The sequence below is a fragment of the Acidovorax sp. FHTAMBA genome, from assembly GCF_038958875.1.
Lineage (GTDB): Bacteria > Pseudomonadota > Gammaproteobacteria > Burkholderiales > Burkholderiaceae_C > Acidovorax.
The window spans coordinates 1,038,494-1,059,971 of sequence record NZ_CP152407.1; the positions used below are offsets into that span (position 1 = coordinate 1,038,494).

Consider the following 21,478-nt stretch of genomic DNA (forward strand, 5'->3'; position numbering starts at 1 on the left):
TGAGGGACCTGTTCAGCGTTGCCTCAAGTCAGTAACCCAGCCTTGCGGGCAGCCACAGGGCCAGCTGGGGGAATGCAATCACCAGCACCATGACGAGGAACATGGCCAACAGCATCCAGCCAACCCAGCGCACGGTGGACTCCATGCGCACGCCGGCAATGCGGCACGACACCATGAGGTTCACGGCCAGCGGTGGCGTGAACTGGCCCAGGGCCACCTTCAGGGTCAGGATCACGCCAAACCACACCGGGTCCCATTGGTAGTGGTTCATGATGGGCAGCAGCAGCGGCACGAAGATCAGGAAGATCGAGATGCCGTCAAGGAACATGCCCACGGTGATGAGCAGCACGATGAGCAGTGCCAGCACGCCGTATTCCCCCAGGCCCGAGTTCACGATGGCCTTGGCCACCGGATCGATCACGCCCAGCGTGGACAGTGAATACGCAAAGATGCCCGCCAGCGATACAACCAGCAGGATCACCGCCGACAGCTCGCCCGATTCGCGCAGGATGGGAAAGAGGTCGCGCACGGAGATCGTGCGGTACACCACCATGCCCACAAACAGGCCGTAGAACACCGCCACCACCGCTGCCTCGGTGGGCGTGAACCAGCCCGCGCGCATGCCGCCCAGAATCAGCACCGGAGCGGCCAGGCCCCAGCTGGCTTCGCGCAGGCTCTTCCAGAAGGCCGGGCGGGGCAGGGTGGACTCCAGCGTGCCCATCTTGTGCTTGCGCGCCATCCACACGGCGGGCACGATCAGTGCAATGCCCGCCAGCACGCCGGGCACCATGCCCGCTGCAAACAGTGCGGGTACCGAGGCGCCGGGCACCAGCACCGAGTAGATGATGAACGCGACGGATGGCGGGATGAGGATGTCGGTGGCCGCAGCCGCCCCCACCACACTGGCCGAGAAGGAGGGCGGATAGCCCGCGCGTGCCATCGCGGCAATCATCACTCCGCCCACGGCAGCAGCATTGGCCGGGCCAGAGCCCGAGATGCCCCCGAGGAACATCGCCACCGCAATCGCCACCAGCGGCAGCATGCCCGGCCCGCGCCCGACCATGGATACGGCAAAGTTCACCAGCCGCAGTGCCACGCCCGAGCGGTCAAAGATCGAGCCCACCAGGACGAACATGGGAATGGCCAGCAGCGGGTATTTGCCCAGGCCTGCATAGAAGTTCTGGGGCACGGCCAGCAGGCCGAACCACTGGCTGTCGGCGTTGGCCAGTGCAATCGCCGCGGCGCCCGCCAGGCCCAGCGCAGCGCCTATCGGAACGCCCAGAAACATCAGGCCCAGAAAGGCCACGAACAGCAGTGTGGCGATCATGGTTGATCCCCATCAGGGGGCGATGCGGCTTCGCCGGGCGTGGCGCGTGTGCGTCTCACCAGCACTCCCAGGGAGCGGGCCGCAATCAGCGTGGACAGTATCGGCAGCCAGATCGAATACCACCACTGAGGCACGCCGATGCCCGGCGAGGTTTCCCCAAAACGGTAGTCGTCCCACACCACGCGCACGCTGAGCACGGCAATGAGCCCGAACAGCAGGGCGACGCTGATGGCTCCCAGTTGCGCCAGGCGCTTGCGGCGCTGCGCTGTGCCGCCTTCGGCAAAGTATTCAATACGGATGTGCTGGTTGCGCGCCACCGCCGCAGAGCCCGCCACCAGCGCCAGAACGATCATCAGAAAGATCGAGATCTCTTCCGTCCAGGCAAAGGACGAGTTGGTGAAATAGCGCACCAGCACATTGGCAAAGGTGATCAGGGCCAGCGTCGCCATCACGATGACGGTGAGCCAGTCTTCAAGGCGCAGCGAACGGGGTTCGGCCTCGGGGCCTGTGGCGCGGGACGGCGTGTCCGTTGCGGGCCCTGGCGTGGGAGGGGTGGACATGGAGGGCAGTGGTGGGAGGGGGGAACGTGCGAAAGCCCGCCGCCCTGCCCGGCGGTGTTGTGCGCCGGGGGCCGGGGGCGTTGCCGCCCCGGGCATGGAACAGCGCGGCAGGCGCTGCCCGGCATTATGCGTTGGCTGGCTGGCTGGCTGGCAGGCTTGCACAGCAGGGGTGCGGCGCGCCGGCACCGTTCATCACCCGCGTTCCCCTGGCGCGCAAGGCGGTGAACGCGGGCGGATAATGCGCCCCATGGAAACCAAGTGGCTCGAAGATTTCGTCAGTCTTGCGGAAACGCGCAGCTTTAGCCGCTCTGCCCAGTTGCGCCACGTGACGCAACCCGCGTTTTCGCGGCGGATACAGGCACTCGAAGCCTGGGCGGGCACCGATCTGGTGGACCGCAGCTCCTACCCCACACGCCTCACACCCGCGGGCAAGACCCTCTATGACCAGGCGCTGGAGATGCTGCAGGCGCTGCAGAACACGCGCGCCATGCTGCGTGCGCACACCAGTGCCGGCAAGGACATGATCGAGTTCGCGGTGCCGCACACGCTGGCGTTCACCTTCTTTCCCGCCTGGGTGTCGAGCCTGCACGACAAGTTCGGTCCGTTCAAGAGTCGTTTGATTGCGCTCAACGTGCACGACGCCGTGATGCGGCTCGTGGAAGGCGGTTGCGACCTGCTCATCGCCTACCACCACCCGTCACAGCCTTTCCAGCTGGATGCCGACCGCTATGAAATGGTCAGTCTCGGGCAAGAGGTGCTCTCGCCCTACAGCAAGGCCGACGCGGAGGGCCAGCCCGTGCACCGCCTGCCGGGTCGTGCAGGCCAGCCCTTGCCGTACCTGGGCTATGCGCCCGGTGCGTACCTGGGGCGGGTGACGGAGCTGATTCTCAAGGAGTCCGGCACGCCCATTCACCTGGACAGGGTGTATGAGACGGACATGGCCGAAGGGCTCAAGGCCATGGCGCTCGAAGGCCACGGCGTCGCTTTCCTGCCGCACAGTGCTGTCAAGAAAGAACTGCGATCGCGCCGGCTTGTCAGCGCGGCGCCTGCCGACACGACCGACCTGCAGATGACGATGGATGTCCGCGCCTACCGTGAGAAACCGACTGGCAAGGAGGCCCCCAAAGGAACCGCGCAAGCCTTGTGGACGTACCTCCAGGCGCAGGCCACGTCATGCCTAGGGTAAATACGGATATAAACGCTTTGCATAGTTGCGCGCGCAAACGGCATTGGAATTTCATGGGGCCGACACGTAAAGTCTGCGCCATCGCGGGGTCGGTCATCGCAACGCGCCTTCCTTGAGCCCACGGTTCCAGGGCCAGGGCGATGGCACGAACATTGCAGTTCCGATCCATCCACTCACCGAGTCACAGCATGAACGTTCAGCATTGGGGAATAGCCTGCGGCCTTGTTGCCGCATTGAGCAGCTTTGCCGCTTCTGCGCAGGCCTCGGTGCTGGATCGCATCAATGCTGGCGGAAAGCTGGTGATTGCCCACAGGGAGTCGTCCGTACCGTTTTCGTACATCGACGCGAAAACCGGCAAGCCCATGGGCTACGCGCTGGACCTTTGCCTGCAGCTGGCCGAGGTGGTGCGCCGTAAGACCGGCAAAAAAGACATGGCCGTCGAGTTCATGACCGTCACGGCCGCCAACCGCATCACCATGATCGAGCAGGGCAAAGCGGACCTCGAGTGCGGCTCCACCACCAACAACGCCGAGCGGCGGCAGAAAGTGGCGTTCACGATTCCCCACTTCATCACGGGCGCGCGGCTGCTGGTCAAAACAGCTCCATCGACCGCGTAGAAGACCTCAATGGCAAGCGGCTGGTGTCCACCAAGGGGTCCACCCCGCTCAAGGCTGCCGACCAGGCCAACCGTGAACGCCTGATGGGCATCACCATCATCGAAGCACCAGACCATGCGCGTGCACTGGAAATGGTCGAGAAGGGCGAGGCGGACGCGTTCGTGATGGACGACGTACTGCTGTATGGGCTGGCTGCGGGCCGCCCCGACCCCAAGGCGCTCAAGATCGTGGGCCGATTCATGACCACCGAGCCGCTGGCCATCATGCTTCCCAAAAACGACCCCGAGTTCAAGAAGCTCGTGGACGAGGAGATGCGCAGGCTGATCACCAGCCGCGAGATCTACCCCATCTATGACAAGTGGTTCAACCAGCCGATACCGCCCACCAACACCGCGCTGAACCTGCCCGTCAGCTACCTGTTGCGCGACTTCTGGAAATACCCTACCGACCAGGTGCCGTTCTGACTACCATTTCGGCCCTGGGTGCACATTTTTTGGAGATGGCGGGCGCCCGACACCGCGGGCGCTGCCGAGTCTCTAGAATCCCCCCCTTTTTTTCCGGTTTCAACACAAGGAGATATCAATGAAGAAACATCTGCTCGCGGTCGCCGTCACCGCCCTGGCTGTAGGTAGCGCTTTTGCGCAGGCCAACGACACCCTCGCCAAGATCAAGGCATCGGGTAGCGTGACCCTGGGAGTTCGCGAGTCTTCCGGTCTCTCTTACACGCTGGGCAATGGCAAGTTTGTGGGTTTCCACACCGAAATGGGTGAGATCGTGCTGGCCGACATCCAGAAGCAGCTGGGCCTGCCCAAGCTGGATATCAAGTACCAGCCCGTCACCTCGCAAAACCGTATCCCCCTGGTGACCAATGGCACGGTGGACCTGGAGTGCGGCTCCACCACCAACAACGCCGCGCGCCAGAAGGATGTGGCCTTTGCCGTGACCACCTACGTGGAAGAAGTTCGCATCGCCACCAAGGCAAGCTCGGGCATCACCTCCATCAAGGACCTCAACGGCAAGACCATTGCCACCACCACCGGCACCACGTCGGTGCAAACCCTGCGCAAGCATGAGCGCGCAGGTGGCGTGGATTTCAAGGAGGTGTTCGGCAAGGACCATGCTGACAGTTTCCTGATGCTGGAAACCGGCCGTGCGGACGCCTTCGTGATGGACGGCTCCATCCTGGCGGCCAACATCTCCAAGTCCAAGAACCCTGCCGACTACAAGATCGTGGGCGAAGTGCTCAATGTGGAACCCATCGCCTGCATGCTGCGCAAGGACGACCCTGCTTTCAAGAAGGCTGTGGACGACTCCATCAAGCGCCAGATCGCAGACGGCTCCCTGGCCAAGCTGTACGACAAGTGGTTCATGCAGCCTGTGCCGCCTACCAACACCAAGATCGGCCTGCCAATGTCTGAAGCGACCAAGGCTGCATGGGCAACGCCCAACGACAAGCCCATGGAAGACTACGCCAAGAAGTAATCTGTAGAGAGCTTGTGCCCCTTCGGCCAGCCGGTTCGGAGGGGCTTTTTTGTTGGCTTCGCAAAGGGCCGCGCCACCGGTGCGGCCCTACAACTAAAGGGGTGCTCCTATGAGTTGGGATTGGCAGGTGTTCTGCCAGGACACCATGGACAGGGAAGTCGTGCAAAGCTGCTTTGGCAAAGGCGGCGACATCACGTACCTGGACTGGATGCTGTCGGCCTGGGGCTGGACCGTGTCTGTTTCGTTGCTGGCCCTGGTGCTGGCGCTTGTGCTGGGGTCATTGATCGGTACGCTGCGCACCTTGCAGGACCGGCCGGTGATCGTGCGCCTGGGCAACGCCTGGGTCGAACTGTTTCGCAATATTCCGCTGCTGGTGCAGATTTTTCTCTGGTACCACGTGCTGCCCAGCTTCTTTCCGGTGCTGCAGGGTGTGCCGGGGTTTGCGCTGGTGGTGTTTGCACTGGGTTTCTTCACCTCGGCGCGTATCGCCGAGCAGGTGCGCTCGGGGATCCAGTCGCTGCCACGGGGCCAGCGCTATGCGGGGCTGGCCATGGGTTTCACCACCTTCCAGACCTACCGCTATGTGCTGCTGCCCATGGCGTTTCGCATCATCATTCCGCCGCTGACCAGCGAGACGATGAACATTTTCAAGAACTCGTCCGTGGCCTTTGCGGTGTCGGTGGCGGAGCTCACCATGTTCGCCATGCAGGCCCAGGAGGAGACCTCGCGCGGCATTGAGGTGTATCTGGCGGTGACGGCGCTCTACATCATCTCGGCGTTCGCCATCAACCGCATCATGGCCTTCATTGAAAAGCGTGCCCGCATTCCTGGCATGGTCGTCAGTGGTGCTGCCGGGGGAGGGCATTGACATGACGATCGATTTTTCCTTCTACAACTGGGAGCTGATCTCCAACTTCGTGCTCAAGGGGCTGTACTTCAGTCTGGTGCTCACGGTGATCGCCACCATTGGAGGTGTGCTGTTTGGCACCGTGCTCGCGCTCATGCGGCTGTCGGGCAAGAAGTGGCTTGAAGTGCCCGCCACCATCTACGTCAACGGTATGCGCAGCATTCCGCTGGTGATGGTGATCCTGTGGTTCTTTCTGCTCGTGCCTGCCATCATCGGCCGCCCCATCGGCGCTGAAATGTCGGCCATCATCACCTTCATCGCCTTTGAAGCGGCGTACTTCAGCGAAATCATGCGCGCCGGCATCCAGTCGATTCCGCGTGGCCAGGTGTATGCCGGCCAGGCGCTCGGGATGACGTATGGCCAGAACATGAAGCTGGTGGTGCTGCCCCAGGCGTTCCGCAACATGCTGCCCGTGCTGCTGACGCAGACCATCATCCTGTTCCAGGACACGTCGCTGGTGTACGCGATTGGTGCCTACGACATGCTCAAGGGCTTTGAGGTGGCGGGCAAGAACTTCGGCCGCCCCATCGAGGCCTACCTGGCCGCAGCCGTGCTCTATTTCGTCATGTGCTACGCCCTTTCATGGATGGTGAAACGCCTGCACCAGAAGATCGCCATCATCCGCTGAAGCACAAGAGACCGAGGAACCAGAAATGATTGAACTCAAGAACGTATCCAAGTGGTATGGCCCCGTGCAGGTGCTCAATGAATGCACGGCCACCATCCAGAAGGGGGAAGTGGTGGTGGTCTGCGGCCCTTCGGGCTCGGGCAAGTCCACGCTGATCAAGACCATCAACGCGCTCGAACCCTTCCAGAAGGGCGAGATCACGGTGGACGGTATTGCGCTGCACGACCCCAAGACCGACCTGCCCAAGCTGCGCAGCCGCGTGGGCATGGTGTTCCAGCACTTCGAGCTGTTCCCCCACCTGTCGGTGACGGACAACCTCACGATTGCGCAGATCAAGGTGCTGGGCCGCAGCGCGGACGACGCCAAGAAGCGCGGCCTCAAGATGCTCGAGCGCGTGGGCCTGATGGCGCACAAGGACAAGTTCCCCGGCCAGCTCTCGGGCGGCCAGCAGCAGCGCGTGGCCATTGCGCGTGCGCTGTCCATGGACCCCATCGTGATGCTGTTCGACGAGCCCACCTCCGCGCTCGACCCGGAAATGGTCGGTGAAGTGCTGGACGTGATGGTGGGCCTGGCCAACGAAGGCATGACCATGATGTGCGTGACCCACGAAATGGGCTTTGCCCGCAAGGTGAGCAACCGCGTGATCTTCATGGACGTGGGCGGCAAGATCCTGGAAGACTGCTCCAAGGAAGACTTCTTCAACAACCCCGACGCGCGCCAGCCCCGCACCAAGGACTTTCTCAACAAGATCCTGGCGCACTGATGCTCCCCCTGCGGCGCTGCGCGCCTTCCCCCTGAGGGGGACGCACCCCCTGGACCGGCGAAGCCGGATCCACGGGTGCGCTGGGGTGGGGAAGTGGCGGTTTCATGGGGCGGTGCCGCATGCGGTGCCAGCTGGATAAAACAAAGCGCTCTTCGGAGTGCTTTTGTTTTGGCGGCTCTTGTTGGAGGCTGAACCTGTCCCACACCAACCGTTCGGGCTGAGCTCGTCGAAGCCAGGGCACCGCCGCCACCGATCTGCAGCCTCGATGCTCCACGGCATTCACCCTTGGGATGGCGATACTTCAAGCATTTTTGGCAGCCAGCGCTTATCCATAAAGCGCTGATAGCTATCAAATTAGTAGCAAGCGCTCCGATGGGACAATGCTGCCCATGACAGCCGCACCCGACACCCCCACCCAGCCTGATACCCTCACCATCACCCGCCCCGACGACTGGCACTTGCATGTGCGCGACGGTGAGGCGCTGCACACCGTGGTGCCGCACACGGCCGCCCAGTTTGGCCGCGCGATCATCATGCCCAACCTGCGCCCACCGGTCACCACGGCCGAGCAGGCCCTAGCCTACAAGCAGCGCATCCTGGCCGCCGTACCAGCGGGCGTGCAGTTCGAGCCGCTGATGACGCTGTACCTCACGGACAACCTGCCGCCCGAAGAAATCGTGCGCGCCAAGGCGGCCGGTGTGGTGGCCTGCAAGCTCTACCCTGCCGGCGCCACCACCAACAGCGACGCTGGCGTGACTGACTTGCGCAAGACTTACAAGACGCTGGAAGCCATGCAGAAGGCCGGCATGCTGCTCTTGGTGCACGGCGAAGTCACCAGCAGCGACATTGACCTGTTCGACCGCGAGGCGGTGTTCATCGAGCAGCAACTCATCCCGCTGCGCCGCGACTTCCCCGAGCTGAAGATCGTCTTTGAGCACATCACCACCAAGGACGCGGCCGACTATGTGATGCAGGCCGACCGCTACACGGCCGCCACCATCACCGCGCACCACCTGCTGTACAACCGCAACGCCATCTTCATCGGCGGCGTGCGCCCGCACTACTACTGCCTGCCGGTGCTCAAGCGCGAAACGCACCGCGTGGCCCTGGTGCAGGCGGCCACCAGCGGCAGCAGCAAGTTCTTCCTGGGTACCGACAGCGCACCGCACCCGGCGCACCTCAAGGAGCACGCCACCGGCTGCGCCGGCTGCTACACCGCGCATGCGGCCATCGAGATGTACGCCGAGGCCTTCGACAATGCGGGCGCGCTCGACCAGCTCGAAGGCTTCGCCTGTTTCCACGGCCCCGACTTCTACAGCCTGCCGCGCAACACCACCACCATCACCCTGCGCCGCGAGTCGTGGACACCGCCCGACAGCTTTGCGTTTGGCGAGGCCGAACTCAAGCCCCTGCGCGCTGGTGAAGCCCTGCCGTGGCGGCTGGTGTAAGCGAAGCGTTCGGCGCCATTGACTGGAGCGCTCCCTGGTTGGCGCCGTGGTGCGGCCTGGGCCAGCCCCTTGCCCAGCAGCTTCTGCAGGATGACCCATCGGTGCACCAGGCATTGCAGACCGCAGCGCCGAAGGGTGCTCCCGTGGTCTTTGTGCCCCAGTCCGCGCTGTCCGAAGGCACCGCCTACGAGCAGTACATCTGGGACACCCGCCGCGTGCCCACGCGCGACAACCTGCACGACTTCTTCAACGGGCTGGTCTGGCTGCGGTTTCCGCACACCAAGCGCCGCCTGAACCAGCTGCAGGCCCAGGCCATTGCCACCCATGGGGTGCAGGCGGTGCGGGGGCCGCTGCGCGATGCGCTCACCCTGTTCGACGAGAACGGCGCTGTGCTGCAGGCCCCCGAGCCGATCTGGCAGGCACTGCGGGCGCGGAACTGGCAGGCGCTTTTTGTCGATCTGCGCCCGCTTTGGAACGAGGCCCGGCTGCTGCTGTTCGGGCATGCCCTGCTGGAAAAGCTTGTTTCACCACGAAAACCCATGGTGGCGCACGTCTGTCAAGCGCCATGTGCTATTAATTTGGTAGCGCATCTGGATGCCTGGCTGGCGCAGGATATCGACACCCAGCGGTGGGCCGGCAAGCCGTTTGCTCCGTTGCCCGTGCTCGGGGTGCCCGGCTGGTGGCCTGCCAATGGGGATGCTGCCTTTTATGCGGATCCTCTGGTGTTCCGGCCGCCGCGTCGCGGCGACGGCGCCTGATGCAACGCTGGATCAGTACTAATTCCCGCCGCTGCCTGTGTGATAAGGCCACTGTCGAAATTTGCACCTACCATAGCGCGATGAAATCGCGGCTGCGCCCGGCTGGCTTGAAGCCGGGCCCACGGCCCCCATCTGGTCCGGCATCCGCCTAGTGCGTGTTTTTGTAATTCCATTGTTTTGTCCCACGGAGTACCCATGAAACGGATCATGTTATTTGTAATGACCAACCTGGCCGTTGTGCTGGTGTTGGGGGTGGTGGCGAGCCTGCTGGGCGTCAACCGCTACCTCACGGCCAACGGCCTGAACCTCACGGCGTTGCTGGGTTTTTCGCTGATCATGGGTTTTGGCGGCGCGATCATCTCGTTGCTCATCAGCAAGCCCATGGCCAAGTGGAGCGCCAAGGTGCAGATTATCGACGGCACGGGCTCGGCCGACGAGCGCTGGATTGTCGATACCGTGCGAAAGTTTGCCGACCAGGCTGGCATCGGCATGCCGGAAGTGGGCATCTTCCCGGGTGACCCCAATGCCTTCGCCACGGGCGCGTTCAAGAACAGCGCGCTGGTGGCGGTGTCTACCGGCCTGCTGCAAGGCATGACGCGTGAAGAGGTCGAGGCGGTCATCGGCCATGAAGTCGCCCACATCGCCAATGGTGACATGGTCACCATGACGCTGATCCAGGGCGTGATGAACACCTTCGTGGTGTTCCTGTCGCGCGTGATCGGATACGCGGTGGACAGCTTCCTCAACAAGAACAACGAAAACCGCTCCGGCCCTGGCATCGGCTATTACGCCACCACCATCGTGCTCGACATCGTGCTGGGCTTCGTGGCCGCCATGATCGTGGCCTGGTTCAGCCGCCAGCGCGAGTTTCGCGCCGACGCAGGCGCCGCGCAGCTCATGGGCCGCCGCCAGCCCATGATCAACGCCCTGGCCCGCCTGGGCGGCAGCCACCCTGCCGAACTGCCCAAGAGCATGGCCGCCATGGGCATTGCCGGCGGCATTGGCAAGCTGTTCAGCACCCACCCGCCCATTGAAGAGCGCATTGCCGCGCTGCAGAACGCGCAGCAGGGCTAAGGTCCGGGCCCCGTGCCTGCAAACCGCCGCCGGGCTCGTGCCCCGCGGCGGTTTCTTTTTCTGGGGCGCTGCGGCTCAGTGCACCATCAGCCCCAGCCACGGCCAGTAGGTCAGCGCAAAGACCACCAGCAGGGCCGCCGCAGCCAGCGTGATCACGATGCCGGTGCGTATGAAGTCGCGCGCTTCGAAGGTGTCGGTGCCGTAGGCGATCATGTTCTGCGGTGCGTTTACCGGCAGGATGAAGCCAAAGCTCACCACGAACTGCAGGATCATCGTCATGCCCACGACGTTGATGCCGGGCGTCTGCACCGTGGACAGCACGCTGATGACGATGGGAATCATCGTGGAGGCCAAGGCCGTGGCGCTGGCAAAGCCCAGGTGGATGACGATCAGGAAGGCCGACAGCAGCATCAGGATCGCAAAGGCCGAAGCCATCTGCAGCCCCAGGTTGCTCACGATGAGCTGGGCCAGCCACCCCGCCGCCTTGGTCTGCAAGAGGGCGGAACCCACGCTGATGCCCACGGCAAACAGCACCACGGTGCCCCACGGAAAACCCTTTTGCGACTGCTTCCAGTCCATCACGCCGATGCGCGGGAACAGCATCAGCGCCACGGCTGCCACGGTGGTGGAGGTGGTGTCGAAGTTGTGCAGCACCTTTTCCGTGGACCAGAAACCGAGCAGCACCAGCACCAGAGCCAGCAGCTTCCACTGGTTCAGCGTCATGGGGCCCAGCTCGGCCAGCTGCTGGCGGATGGTCTCCTGCCCGCCCGCGATTTCCTTCATCTCGGGCTTCATCATGCGCGTCATGATGAAAAACAGCGCCACCGTCATCAGCGCGGCAAACGGGGCCGCCGCCACAAACCATTCGCCCCAGGTGATCTGCGCGCCCAGCTGCTTTTCGATGAATCCGATGGCCACCATATTCTGCGCTGCGGCGGTCTTGATGCCCACGTTCCAGATGCTGGCGGTCTGCGCCGTGGTGATGACCAGCAGCGCGGCGAAGCGGCTTTTGCGGTCCACCTTGAAGGCCAGCACAAAGCCCAGCATGATCGGCATCAGGCACGCTACGCGGGCCGTGGTGCTGGGCACGATGAACGACAGCAAAAAGCCCACCACCATGGCGCCAATCACGATGTGGTGCGTCTTGGCCCCCACCTTGGACAGCACCGTGAGCGCGATGCGCCGGTCCAGCCCCGTGGCCGTCATGGCCGACGCGATGAAACATGCGGCAGCGACCAGCGCGACGGCACTGTTGGCAAATCCTGAGAGCGCCAGATTCAGCGCCGCGCCTGTGCCCATGCCTGCGCCAGCGGGTTTGGCCACGCTGGGCGCGTAGGCCAGCAGGAACACCATCAGCGCGGCAATCACCACCGCGCTGACCGAATATTCGAGCGCCTCGGTCATCCACACGATCACGGCGAACGCCAGGATGGCCAGCATGGTCTGCCCCGCTACCGGTAGCCCGGCCGGCGTGGGCAATGCCAGCACCAGCAGCAGCGCTACCAGGGCGCCGAGCAGGCCGAGCCGTTTGGTGAGACTTCCCGAAGGGGTGGTAGGGGCGGGGCTGGGCACGGCAAGGGACATCGAAGGACTCCGGTCGGTGCGGCGGGGCGAAAGCGATCTGCGCAGATCGTTTTCCAGAGATACCCGCACAAGCTTCCAGTGTTGCGCGCTGCACGGTGCGCACGTTGATGCAAGTCAAGTGACGAGCGCGGAAGCCCGCCGGGCGCCACCGCGTCCGTGCTTTCGCGCGTGGGCCTTCAGGTGGCGCGCTGCGCCAGCTGACGGCTGATGAGCAAGCGAAACGGCAGCAGCAGCGCCACGCCCAGGGCGAGCTTCACGGCCAGATCGCCCAGTGCCCAGGTCACCCAGGGCCCTTCGGTGACCGCAAACGCGATGCTCCAGAACACGGCGGTGTCCAGCATGGCCGCGAGCAGCGTGGCCACCAGTGGCGCGCGCCACCAGCTGCCTTGCCGCAACCGGTCAAACACGCCAATGTCCAGCCATTGCGACAGCAAAAAGGCAGTGCCCGAAGCCACGGCAATGCGCGCTGGCGCCAGCACCAGCGAGGCTGCCACGGCCACCGCAAACCCCACCCACGCCACGCGCCGGGCCTGGGCGGGCCCATGGGCGCGGTTGACCAGCTCGCTCACCAGAAAGGCCACCGGGTAGGTGATGGCGCCCCAGGTCAGCCAGTCGTTGATGGGGTACTGGACGAGGATGTTGGAGGCCAGCACGACCGCTGCCATGGCCAGGGCAGCGGCGGCAAACTGCGCCACGCCGGGGCGCGCCAGGGTCGCTGTGGTCATGCGGCGCCTGTGCCCAGCAGGCTGCGCGCCACGGCTTCACCCACCTTGATGCCGTCCACCCCGGCCGACAAAATTCCGCCTGCGTAGCTGGCGCCTTCGCCCGCGGGGTACAGGCCGGGCGTGTTCAGGCTCTGCAGGTTCTCACCGCGCCCGATCTTGAGCGGCGACGAAGTGCGTGTTTCCACGCCCGTCAGTACCGCGTCGTGCATGTCAAAACCCTTGATCTTGCGGCCGAACACCGGCAGCGCCTCGCGCAGGGCCTCGATGGCGTAGCCGGGCAGGGCGGCGTGCAGGTCACCCAGAGCCACGCCCGGCTTGTAGGAAGGTTCCACATCACCCAGCTGGCTGGATGGCGTGCCTTTGATGAAGTCACCCACCAGCTGGCCCGGTGCGCTGTAGTCACGCCCGCCCAGTACAAAGGCGTTGGATTCAAGCTGGCGCTGCAGCACGCTGCCCGACAGCGGGTGGAATTGCCCGGGGGCCAGGCGCTCCACGCCATGGGTCTGGCCCAGATGGGTTTCAAACGCCTGCGCGTCCTGCGGGTAGTCGCGCGGGTCGATGCCCACCACCATGCCCGCGTTGGCATTGCGCTCGTTGCGCGAATACTGGCTCATGCCGTTGGTGACCACCCGATTCGGCTCGCTGGTGGCGGCCACCACGGTGCCGCCGGGGCACATGCAGAAGCTGTACACCGCGCGCCCGTTGGCGGCATGGTGCACCAGCTTGTAGTCGGCCGCGCCCAGCAGCGGGTGGCCGGCGTGGCGGCCCCAGCGGGCGCGGTCGATCACGCCCTGCGGGTGCTCGATGCGAAAGCCGATGGAAAATGGCTTGGCCTCCATCGCCACGCCGCGCTCATACAGCATGGCAAAGGTGTCGCGCGAGCTGTGACCCAGCGCCATCACCACATGGTCAGCACGCAGCTCGCTGGTCTCGCCCGTGGCCTGGTTCAGCACCTTGAGGCCGCGCAGATGGCGTTGGTCGCCCTGGCCTTCGATGATCACGTCCGTCACGCGCTGCTCGAAGCGGATCTCGCCGCCCAGCGCGATGATCTGCTCGCGCAGGTTCTCCACCACCTTCACCAGCTTGAAGGTGCCGATGTGCGGGTGGGCGACGTACAGGATTTCTTCAGGCGCGCCGGCCTTGACGAACTCGTTCATCACCTTGCGGCCGAGGTGGCGCGGGTCCTTGATCTGGCTGTAGAGCTTGCCGTCGGAAAACGTCCCGGCGCCGCCTTCGCCAAACTGCACGTTGCTCTCGGCATGCAGCTCACGCTTGCGCCACAGGCCCCAGGTGTCCTTGGTGCGCTCGCGCACGCTCTTGCCACGCTCCAGCACGATGGGCTTGAAGCCCATCTGCGCCAGCACCAGCGCGGCAAAGATGCCGCAGGGGCCAAAGCCCACCACCACCGGGCGCAGGGGCAGGTCTGCCGGGGCCTGGCCCACAGGGTGCCAGGCCATGTCGGGCGTGGGCTGGATGTGCGGGTTGCCGGCGAACATTGCGAGCAGCGCGGCTTCGCGTTCAGGCTGGGCCAGGGTGATGTCCACGATGTAGACGGCCAGCAGATCGGCCTTGCGCGCGTCAAAGCTGCGCTTGAAGACGTGCAGGTGGGCAATGTCGGTGTCGGCCAGGCCCAGGATCTGGGTGGCAGCGGCGCGCAGCGGCGCATCGGGGGCTTCGGCTACGGTGAACGGCAGCCGGATTTCGGAGAGTCGGATCATGGTCTTGCGGGCCCGTGGTTATCGGGCGAAGTGCAATGCAAAAGTGCAGATTTTACCGGCCGTGCCTCACCGGTAGACCAGTACCGGAATGCGGGAGTGCGCCAGCACCTTCTGTGTCTCGCTGCCCAGCAGCAGGGCACTGACGCCGGAGCGCCCGTGCGAGGCCATGAAAATCAGGTCGCAACCGTGGCTGTCTGCCGCAGCGATGATGAGTTCAAAGGGCCTGCTGCCCACGAGCACCACGCGCTGGCAACTTGCGCCGGCTGTGCGCACCACGGCGTCTGCGGCATCGAGAATTTCCTGCGCGGCTTCGTCGAGACGGGTATGGATCTCCTGGGTGAGGTGCGGGCTGCTCATGGCCCCCAGCCCCGCATAGGCTGACGGCGCTTCAGGTTGGGCGTAGAACAGCGTGATGCGTGCGCCGGTTTCCTTGGCATAGGCGGCAGCCCGTGCCACGTTGCCGAGCGACAGCTCCGAGCCATCGGTGGGAACCAGGATGTGTTTGAACATGGTCGTATCTTTCATCAATGCCCACCGGCGCCAGGCTCGATGGTGCGCGTGGGCTTGGGGGCGATCCAGATGATGGCGGCGGCGATGAAGAACATCACGGCAATGCCGGTCATGACCTGGTTGGTGGACAACATGCCGCTTTGCGAAACGATGAGATAGTCCACCACCTGTGTGGCCACTTCGGGCGGCGTGCCCGACTGCTGCAGCAGGGCCTGCACGCTGCCATCGCGGTCGGCCAGGCCCACCAGCTCGGCGTGGTTGCGCGTGGTCTGGTTGGCCCACACGGTGGTGACGACCGAGGTGGCAAACGCCCCCGAGAGCGTGCGCAGGAAGTTCATCAGCCCGGCGGCCGAGTCCATCTCGCGCTCCTCCACGCTGCCCAGGGCGATGCCCGTGGTCGGGATGAAGAAGAACGGCAGCGCAAAGCCCATCACCGCCAGCGGAATGGCAATGTCCCAGAACGCCATGTCGCTGTTGGCCACCGTGCGCCACAGCGTCACCAGCGCCATCCACAGCACGCCAAAGAACACCAGCGCGCGCGGGTCGCGCTTGCTGTTGGCCACCATGGGCGCGACGAACAAGGCGGTCACGCCGGTCCAGGCAGTGGCCAGGCCCGCGTCCGTGGCGGTGTAGCCCATGAAGCTTTGCAGCCACAGCGGCGTGAGCACGCTGACACCAAAGAAGGCGGCATAGGCCACGCTGACGGTGATCACCGCCGCGTTGAAGCCGCGGTGGCGGAACACGCGCAGATCGACCACCGGGTGCTTCTCGTGCAGCTCCCAGATCAGGAAGGCGGCAAACCCGACCACGGCAATGATGCTGAGCGCGACGATCTGGCTGGAGGCAAACCAGTCGAGGTTCTTGCCCTCGTCGAGCACCAGTTGCAGCGCGATGACCCAGACCAGCAGCAACGCCAGTCCGACCTTGTCGAACGGGTTGCGCACGGGGCTGTCCTGGTAGTGGCGGAGCAGCTTCCAGGCGCCCAGGCCAAAGCCGATGGCAATGGGCGCGTTGATCAGAAACACCCAGTTCCAGGCGTAGTCGTCCACCAGCCAGCCGCCCAGGATGGGGCCGACCACGGGGGCCACCAGGGTCGTCATCGACCAGATACCGATGGCCGCGCCCGCCTTGTCCTTGGGGAAGATGCGCAGCATCAGCGTTTGCGACAGCGGCATCAGCGGGCCGCCGCTCAGGCCCTGGAACACGCGCATCACCACCAGCATGCCGATCGAGGTGGACAGGCCGCACAGGATGGAGAAGATGCCGAACAGGATCATCGACACCACGAACACGCGCACCGCACCAAAGCGCGCGGCAAACCAGCCGGTCAGCGGCACGGTGATGGCCTCGCCCACGGCGAACGAGGTGATGACCCAGGTGCCCTGGCTCGCAGCGGCGCCAAGCGCGCCGGCGATATTCGGCACCGCCACGTTGGCGATGGTCATGTTGAGCACCGCAATGAAGTTGGCCGAGGCCAGCATCAAGGCGGCGATGATCAGCATCGGGCCGCTCAGCGGCGCGGGGGCTGCAGGGGCATGGTGTGCGGCGGGCGCGCCGGGCGCCGTGGTCGCTGGACTCATGGTGTCGGTCCCGCTCAGTTTGCAGCCGTGCGCGGGGCTTGCGCAGAGGCGGCGGCCGTGGCCTGCCTGTCGCCGGTGCGCGTGTCAATCTCGGCGCTCATCGACAGGCCCACCTTGAGCGGGTTGGCCTGCAGTTCGGCCGCATCGAGCTTGACGCGCACGGGCAGGCGCTGCACCACCTTGATCCAGTTGCCCGTGGCGTTCTGCGCCGGAATGGCGGCAAAGGCCGAGCCCGAGCCGCCCGAGAAGCCTTCCACCACGCCCTGGTAGGTGACGCCCTTGCCGTAGATGTCGGCGTGCAGCTTCACGCTCTGACCGACGCGCACTTTTTCCAGTTGCACTTCCTTGAAGTTGGCGTCCACATAGATCTCCTGCACGGGCACCACCGCCATCAGCGGCATACCGGGCTGCACGCGCTGGCCCAGCTGCACCCTGCGCTGGGCCACCACGCCGTCGAGCGGCGCGCGGATCACGGTGCGCGCCAGGTCCACCCTGGCTTGGTCGAGGCGGGCACGGGCCGCCTGCACTTCGGGGTTGGTGTCCACGGTGCTGTGGCTGATGAGGGCCGCATTGGCCTCCTTGGCCGCGACGGCCGAGCGCTGGTTGGCGGTGACCTGTGCGGCGGCGGCCTTGGCGGCGGCCAGCTGGGCGGTGGCGGCGTCAAAACCGTTCTTGGCGCGCGTCAGCTCATCGCCCGACACCGAGCCTGAAGCGACCAAAGCCTGGCGGCGTTGCAAGTCCACCTTGGCGCGCTCGAAGTCGGCCTGGGCAGCGGCCAGCTGGGCGCTGGCGCGCTGGGCGTCGGCCTCGCGGGCGCTGATCTGCGCGCTCAGGTTGGTGTCGTTGGCCATGTAGCTTTTGACGCGGCGGGTGGCGCGGTCGAGTTCGGCCGTGGCCTGGGCGACGGCCAGCTGGGCGTCGGTGGGGTCGATGACCAGCAACACGTCGCCCGCCTTCACCGCGTCGGTGTCGCTCACCTTCACCTCCAGCACGGTGCCGCCGACGGACGGCGTGATCTGCGCCACTTCCGCCGCGGCGTAGGCGTTGTCGGTGGAGACGAAATGCGAGGCGTGCAGCTTCCAGTAGGCGGTGGAGCCCACTGCGGCCAGCACCACCACGCCGCCCAGCAGGGCCAGGCGGGCGTTTCGGCGCTTTTTGACGATGGCATCAGCGGCAGACAGGGTGTTGTTTTCAGACATGGGAATTCCTTGTTCGATGTTCTTGGGGGCCGGGCGTGGCGGGTGTGGGGCGCTTACTTGCGCGCACTGGCGATGGTGCTGGCGGGGGCTGTCTGGTAGCCGCCACCCAGTGCCCGCTGCAGGCCGAGGTCGAGCGTGAACGACGCCGAGCGCAGGTTGGTCTGGGCGCTCAGGGCGCCCAGGAGGCCGTCTTCGGCGGTGAGCACTTCGAGGTAGGTGGCCAGGCCGCCTTCGTATCGGTTGCGGGCCACGCGGTGCGCCTCGGTGGCGGCGTCCACGGCTTCTTGCGCCTTGCCCAGGCGCTGGCCCAGGGCCTTCTGGCGGATGGCGTTGTCGGCCACGTCCTGCAGCGCGCGGGCCACGGTGGCGTTGTACTGGGCCACGGCTTCGGCATAGCTGGCATGTGCACCGCGCAGCTCGCCCTGCAGGCGGCCACCGCTGAAGATCGGCAGCGAAATCGCCGGGCCAAAGCTGGCAATGCCCGAGCCGCCCTTGGCCAGCATGTCCAGCCCGAGCGACTGCACGCCGATCAGCGCCGACAGATTGACGTTGGGGTAGAACTCGGCCTTTTTCTGCTCGATGCGACTGCCCAGCGCCTCGGTGCGCAGGCGCGCGGCCACCACATCCGGGCGGCGGCCCAGCAGGTCGGCCGATATTTCCGCGGGCAGGCCGAAGGCGCGGTCGAGCTTCAAAGTGGGCGCGGCAATCGACAGTGCGCGGTCCGGCCCGGCGCCCAGCAAGGCCGCCAGGCGGTTGCGTTGCAGCGCGATCTGCTCGTCCAGCGCCAGCAGCTCGCCTTCGGCCACGGCGCGGCGGGCGTCGGCATTGCGCAGGCCGCCGCGCGTTTCCAGCCCGTTGTCAAAGCGCTGGGTGAACAGGCTGGCGGTTTTCTGGCGAATCTCCAGCGCGCGGGCGGCGGTGTCGCGGTTGGCGTGCAGGCGGCTCAGTTCGGCATAGTTCGCCGCCACGCCGGCGGCCAGCCACAGGCGCGCCTGCGCCAGTTCGGCACGGCTGGCTTCCACGTCGGCCGTGGCAGCGGCCAGCGCGGCGCGGTTCTTGCCCCAGAAGTCCAGCTCCCAGCGCACATCCAGCGTGGCGCGGCCGTAGTCGTTCAGGCCCTCGGTGGCGGGGGAGCGTGGGATCAGGTGGTTATAGCTGAGCTTGTCGCCCGTCACGGAGGCATGGGCGCTGACCTGTGGCTTGCTGGCGGCGCCGGTGATCTGCATGACGGCATCGGCGCGCTGCAGGCGCGCGGCGGCGGCGGCCAGGTCGGGCGCATCGGCCAGCGCTTCGGCGATCAGCGCGTTGAGCTGGGCGTCGCCATAGGCCGTCCACCACTGCTCGGCGGGCCACTGGGCACTGGGTGCGGTCAAGGATGCGCTGGACTGGAAGGCCTGCGCCGACTTGGGCTGGGGCGTGGCGCCCAGGTCCGGCAACTGGGCGCAACCGGCCAGAAACAGGGCTGCGCCCAGGGCGGACAAGGGCATGCGCAGCCTGTGCAAGGCGGGCGAGGGCGGCGTGCTGCGGTGGTGCATCGGGATTCCATTTAAATGAACTGATCGGTTTAGTTTAGCTTTGGTTTTGGGCGAATTCAAGCTAAACTGAACTCATTGGTTCAAAAATAAAGGAGTTGACATGCGCGCAAAAACCGAAACAAGGCGCCAGGCCATCCTGGACGCCGCCGCCGAGGTTTTTCAGGAAACGGGGTTCGAGCGCACCACCATGGCCGCCATCTGCGAGCGCCTGGGGTATTCGAAGGCCACGCTGTACAACTACTTTGCGTCGAAGGAAGAGCTGTTCTCGGCCGTGGTGTTCGAGGCCACCGAGGCAGAGTTCCAGGCCAGCCTGCAAGCCCTGGACGCGACCGTGGAGTGCATATCCGAGGCGCTGCAAAAGTTCGGCCGGGGCCTGCTCACGCTGCTCTATTCACCGCAGGTGCAGGCGGTGCGCCGCCTCGTCGTGGCCGAGGCCGGGCGGTCTGACCTGGGCAAAAAATGCTACGAACTGGGGCCCGCGCGCAACGAAGCGGCGATGGCAGTGTTCCTGCAGCACGCCATGGACAAGGGCCAGCTGCGCCAGGCCGATGCCCGCATCGCTGCCCTGCACCTGCGCGGCCTGCTGGAGGCCGAATGGCTGGACCGTTTTTTGTTCCAGACCCTGGAGCCAATATCGGCCCAGGACATCAACGACACGGTGCATCGCGCGGTGGCCGCATTCATGGCGGCGTACGGGCCGGTGCAGGCGTAAAAAAAGGAACTAAAAAGCTCCTGTTTTTATAGCTATAGACGCATGATGTATAAGCGTTAGAAGCACTTTTGAATCATATTCTCTCAGCTGAAGGCGCCTTGTCGTGGCTGGCCGAATGCTGGCGCCAGCGCAGCTCTGCCGCGCCAAACGCCACGGCTGCCAGCACCAGCGGCCCGAAGTAGTACAGCGCCCGGTAGGCCAGCAGCGCGGCCAGCACTTCTTCCTGCCCCAGCGATCCGGCGGCCAGCAGCGCCACCCCCACCGCCTCCAGCACGCCCAGGCCCGCAGGCACGCGCAGCACCAGCCCGGCCACCGCGCCCAGCAACACGGTGGCCAGGGCGGCGGGGTAGCTGACCTGGCCTTGCAGCACCGTCCACAGCGCGGCACCCATCAGCATCCAGTTGGTGGCCGATACAGCCACCTGCCACAGCGCCACGGGCCAGCGCGGCAGCGGGAACTCACGGCCGCGCAGCGTGAGCGCGCGGCCACTGCGCACCGCGCACAGGGCCACATAGGCCACCGGCAGGCACCCCAGCACGGTGCCACCCAGGCGCCATTGCCAGGCAGTCACCGCCCATCCCGCCACGGGGGGCGGCTGCCACAGCCACGCCAGCACCCCCGCCAGCAGCAGGTAGCCCAGCCAGTTGGTCACGATGCTCGTGCCCACCACCTGGCCAATCGTGCCGGGATCAACGCCCCGCCGGGCGTACAGCCGGTAGCGCACACCCACGCCGCCAATCAGCGAGCCCAGGTTGAGCGTGAACGGATAGCTCGTCATGGCGATGGCAAGCGTGGCGGGCCGCGAGAGCCGGTGGCCGCTGCAATGGCGGCCCACCCAATCGAACGTGCCATAGGTGAAGTGACTCACCAGAGCGAGTCCGCCCGCCACCGCCAGCGCACTCGCAGGCAAATCACGCAGCGCCTGCAGCACGGCAGGCCAGTCCACGGTGCGCGCCTGCTGAAAGATCAGCCACGCCACCACGGCAAAAAAGCTTGCGGCCACCGCGCGGGTGGCCCAGGGCCACCAGGCCTGCTCAGGCCAGTTGCGCCAGCCGCGCGCGCTGCCGCTGTGCCGGGCCTTGCCTCCGCTGCGGGGGCGGCCGCCGGTGTCGGAGTCTGCGATCAGGCTGGGCGTGGCCATGGCGTGCGCTGGGTTCGTGCCGTT

19 protein-coding genes and 1 pseudogene are annotated in these 21,478 nt (G+C 65.4%); 10 read left to right on the forward strand and 10 right to left on the reverse strand.

The genetic code is table 11. The features are described 5' to 3' along the window. Positions 1-28: 28 nt before the first annotated feature. Positions 29-1,327 carry a TRAP transporter large permease gene (locus AAFF19_RS04830; RefSeq protein WP_182118101.1) on the reverse strand — a complete coding sequence of 433 codons (1,299 nt, stop codon included), beginning with the start codon at positions 1,325-1,327 and terminating at the stop codon, positions 29-31. Continuing rightward, on the reverse strand, positions 1,324-1,887 hold the full coding sequence (locus AAFF19_RS04835) for a TRAP transporter small permease (protein ID WP_182118102.1): 564 nt from the start codon (positions 1,885-1,887) through the stop codon (positions 1,324-1,326). The genes AAFF19_RS04830 and AAFF19_RS04835 overlap by 4 nt, the downstream gene beginning before the upstream one ends. A 247-nt stretch (positions 1,888-2,134) precedes the next feature. On the opposite strand from AAFF19_RS04835, the gene AAFF19_RS04840 reads away from it, so the two are divergent. From AAFF19_RS04840 to htpX, 9 genes and pseudogenes are all read left to right on the forward strand, one after another. Further along, a complete protein-coding gene (locus AAFF19_RS04840; protein ID WP_034693264.1) occupies positions 2,135-3,073 on the forward strand; it encodes a LysR family transcriptional regulator in 939 nt (312 codons plus the stop codon). A 188-nt stretch (positions 3,074-3,261) separates the two neighbouring features. After that, positions 3,262-4,154, forward strand: a pseudogene (locus tag AAFF19_RS04845) (amino acid ABC transporter substrate-binding protein). Positions 4,155-4,272: 118 nt separating this feature from the next. Next, positions 4,273-5,172, forward strand: coding sequence for an amino acid ABC transporter substrate-binding protein (locus AAFF19_RS04850; protein ID WP_008903770.1), 900 nt, complete (start codon positions 4,273-4,275; stop codon positions 5,170-5,172). A 109-nt stretch (positions 5,173-5,281) separates the two neighbouring features. Further along, on the forward strand, positions 5,282-6,040 hold the full coding sequence (locus tag AAFF19_RS04855; protein WP_008903769.1) for an amino acid ABC transporter permease: 759 nt from the start codon (positions 5,282-5,284) through the stop codon (positions 6,038-6,040). 1 nt (position 6,041) lies between these two features. After that, on the forward strand, positions 6,042-6,707 hold the full coding sequence (locus AAFF19_RS04860; RefSeq protein WP_034693261.1) for an amino acid ABC transporter permease: 666 nt from the start codon (positions 6,042-6,044) through the stop codon (positions 6,705-6,707). A 25-nt stretch (positions 6,708-6,732) separates the two neighbouring features. Further along, a complete protein-coding gene (locus AAFF19_RS04865; protein ID WP_008903767.1) occupies positions 6,733-7,470 on the forward strand; it encodes an amino acid ABC transporter ATP-binding protein in 738 nt (245 codons plus the stop codon). Positions 7,471-7,859: 389 nt separating this feature from the next. Next, the gene (gene pyrC / locus AAFF19_RS04870; protein WP_182118103.1) at positions 7,860-8,918 is read left to right on the forward strand and encodes a dihydroorotase; all 1,059 of its coding nucleotides are present in this window, start codon (positions 7,860-7,862) and stop codon (positions 8,916-8,918) included. Then, complete coding sequence (locus AAFF19_RS04875) at positions 8,903-9,676, forward strand: DUF3025 domain-containing protein (RefSeq protein WP_182118104.1); 774 nt, start codon at positions 8,903-8,905, stop codon at positions 9,674-9,676. Before pyrC ends, AAFF19_RS04875 begins: the two co-directional genes overlap by 16 nt. A 195-nt stretch (positions 9,677-9,871) precedes the next feature. Beyond that, positions 9,872-10,750, forward strand: a complete 879-nt coding sequence (gene htpX, locus AAFF19_RS04880; protein WP_034693233.1) for a protease HtpX — start codon at positions 9,872-9,874, stop codon at positions 10,748-10,750. 75 nt (positions 10,751-10,825) lie between these two features. On the opposite strand, the gene AAFF19_RS04885 is transcribed toward htpX, so the two are convergent. The 7 genes from AAFF19_RS04885 to AAFF19_RS04915 all read right to left on the reverse strand — a co-directional run bounded on the left by AAFF19_RS04885 (position 10,826) and on the right by AAFF19_RS04915 (position 19,601). Next, the gene (locus AAFF19_RS04885) at positions 10,826-12,334 is read right to left on the reverse strand and encodes a DASS family sodium-coupled anion symporter (RefSeq protein WP_342721390.1); all 1,509 of its coding nucleotides are present in this window, start codon (positions 12,332-12,334) and stop codon (positions 10,826-10,828) included. Between the two features lie 176 nt (positions 12,335-12,510). Then, positions 12,511-12,999: a VUT family protein gene (locus tag AAFF19_RS04890; RefSeq protein ID WP_246330696.1), complete on the reverse strand. Its 489-nt coding sequence runs from the start codon at positions 12,997-12,999 to the stop codon at positions 12,511-12,513. A 56-nt stretch (positions 13,000-13,055) separates the two neighbouring features. Further along, the gene (locus tag AAFF19_RS04895) at positions 13,056-14,777 is read right to left on the reverse strand and encodes an NAD(P)/FAD-dependent oxidoreductase (protein WP_182118107.1); all 1,722 of its coding nucleotides are present in this window, start codon (positions 14,775-14,777) and stop codon (positions 13,056-13,058) included. 66 nt (positions 14,778-14,843) lie between these two features. Beyond that, entirely contained in the window at positions 14,844-15,287 is a 444-nt protein-coding gene (locus AAFF19_RS04900; protein WP_182118108.1) for a universal stress protein, read from the reverse strand. A gap of 14 nt (positions 15,288-15,301) precedes the next feature. After that, the gene (locus AAFF19_RS04905) at positions 15,302-16,789 is read right to left on the reverse strand and encodes a DHA2 family efflux MFS transporter permease subunit (protein WP_182118377.1); all 1,488 of its coding nucleotides are present in this window, start codon (positions 16,787-16,789) and stop codon (positions 15,302-15,304) included. A gap of 92 nt (positions 16,790-16,881) precedes the next feature. Next, on the reverse strand, positions 16,882-18,066 hold the full coding sequence (locus AAFF19_RS04910) for an HlyD family secretion protein (protein ID WP_182118109.1): 1,185 nt from the start codon (positions 18,064-18,066) through the stop codon (positions 16,882-16,884). Between the two features lie 53 nt (positions 18,067-18,119). After that, positions 18,120-19,601: an efflux transporter outer membrane subunit gene (locus tag AAFF19_RS04915; protein ID WP_342721391.1), complete on the reverse strand. Its 1,482-nt coding sequence runs from the start codon at positions 19,599-19,601 to the stop codon at positions 18,120-18,122. Positions 19,602-19,701: 100 nt separating this feature from the next. Between AAFF19_RS04915 and AAFF19_RS04920 the strand changes: the two genes are divergently transcribed. After that, on the forward strand, positions 19,702-20,313 hold the full coding sequence (locus tag AAFF19_RS04920) for a TetR/AcrR family transcriptional regulator (protein WP_342721392.1): 612 nt from the start codon (positions 19,702-19,704) through the stop codon (positions 20,311-20,313). A gap of 73 nt (positions 20,314-20,386) precedes the next feature. Here AAFF19_RS04920 and AAFF19_RS04925 read toward each other — a convergent pair whose 3' ends face one another. After that, entirely contained in the window at positions 20,387-21,454 is a 1,068-nt protein-coding gene (locus AAFF19_RS04925) for a lysylphosphatidylglycerol synthase domain-containing protein (protein WP_342721393.1), read from the reverse strand. Between the last annotated feature and the right edge of the window lie 24 nt (positions 21,455-21,478).

Bases quoted from the DNA above. Each gene is read 5' to 3' on its own strand.
- AAFF19_RS04830 (WP_182118101.1), bottom strand. From the start codon at position 1,327: ATGATCGCCACACTGCTGTTCGTGGCCTTTCTGGGCCTGATGTTTCTG.
- AAFF19_RS04835 (WP_182118102.1), bottom strand. From the start codon at position 1,887: ATGTCCACCCCTCCCACGCCAGGGCCCGCAACGGACACGCCGTCCCGC.
- AAFF19_RS04840 (WP_034693264.1), top strand. From the start codon at position 2,135: ATGGAAACCAAGTGGCTCGAAGATTTCGTCAGTCTTGCGGAAACGCGC.
- AAFF19_RS04850 (WP_008903770.1), top strand. From the start codon at position 4,273: ATGAAGAAACATCTGCTCGCGGTCGCCGTCACCGCCCTGGCTGTAGGT.
- AAFF19_RS04855 (WP_008903769.1), top strand. From the start codon at position 5,282: ATGAGTTGGGATTGGCAGGTGTTCTGCCAGGACACCATGGACAGGGAA.
- AAFF19_RS04860 (WP_034693261.1), top strand. From the start codon at position 6,042: ATGACGATCGATTTTTCCTTCTACAACTGGGAGCTGATCTCCAACTTC.
- AAFF19_RS04865 (WP_008903767.1), top strand. From the start codon at position 6,733: ATGATTGAACTCAAGAACGTATCCAAGTGGTATGGCCCCGTGCAGGTG.
- pyrC (WP_182118103.1), top strand. From the start codon at position 7,860: ATGACAGCCGCACCCGACACCCCCACCCAGCCTGATACCCTCACCATC.
- htpX (WP_034693233.1), top strand. From the start codon at position 9,872: ATGAAACGGATCATGTTATTTGTAATGACCAACCTGGCCGTTGTGCTG.
- AAFF19_RS04885 (WP_342721390.1), bottom strand. From the start codon at position 12,334: ATGTCCCTTGCCGTGCCCAGCCCCGCCCCTACCACCCCTTCGGGAAGT.
- AAFF19_RS04890 (WP_246330696.1), bottom strand. From the start codon at position 12,999: ATGGCAGCGGTCGTGCTGGCCTCCAACATCCTCGTCCAGTACCCCATC.
- AAFF19_RS04895 (WP_182118107.1), bottom strand. From the start codon at position 14,777: ATGATCCGACTCTCCGAAATCCGGCTGCCGTTCACCGTAGCCGAAGCC.
- AAFF19_RS04900 (WP_182118108.1), bottom strand. From the start codon at position 15,287: ATGTTCAAACACATCCTGGTTCCCACCGATGGCTCGGAGCTGTCGCTC.
- AAFF19_RS04905 (WP_182118377.1), bottom strand. From the start codon at position 16,789: ATGCTGATCATCGCCGCCTTGATGCTGGCCTCGGCCAACTTCATTGCG.
- AAFF19_RS04910 (WP_182118109.1), bottom strand. From the start codon at position 18,066: ATGTCTGAAAACAACACCCTGTCTGCCGCTGATGCCATCGTCAAAAAG.
- AAFF19_RS04915 (WP_342721391.1), bottom strand. From the start codon at position 19,601: ATGCACCACCGCAGCACGCCGCCCTCGCCCGCCTTGCACAGGCTGCGC.
- AAFF19_RS04920 (WP_342721392.1), top strand. From the start codon at position 19,702: ATGCGCGCAAAAACCGAAACAAGGCGCCAGGCCATCCTGGACGCCGCC.
- AAFF19_RS04925 (WP_342721393.1), bottom strand. From the start codon at position 21,454: ATGGCCACGCCCAGCCTGATCGCAGACTCCGACACCGGCGGCCGCCCC.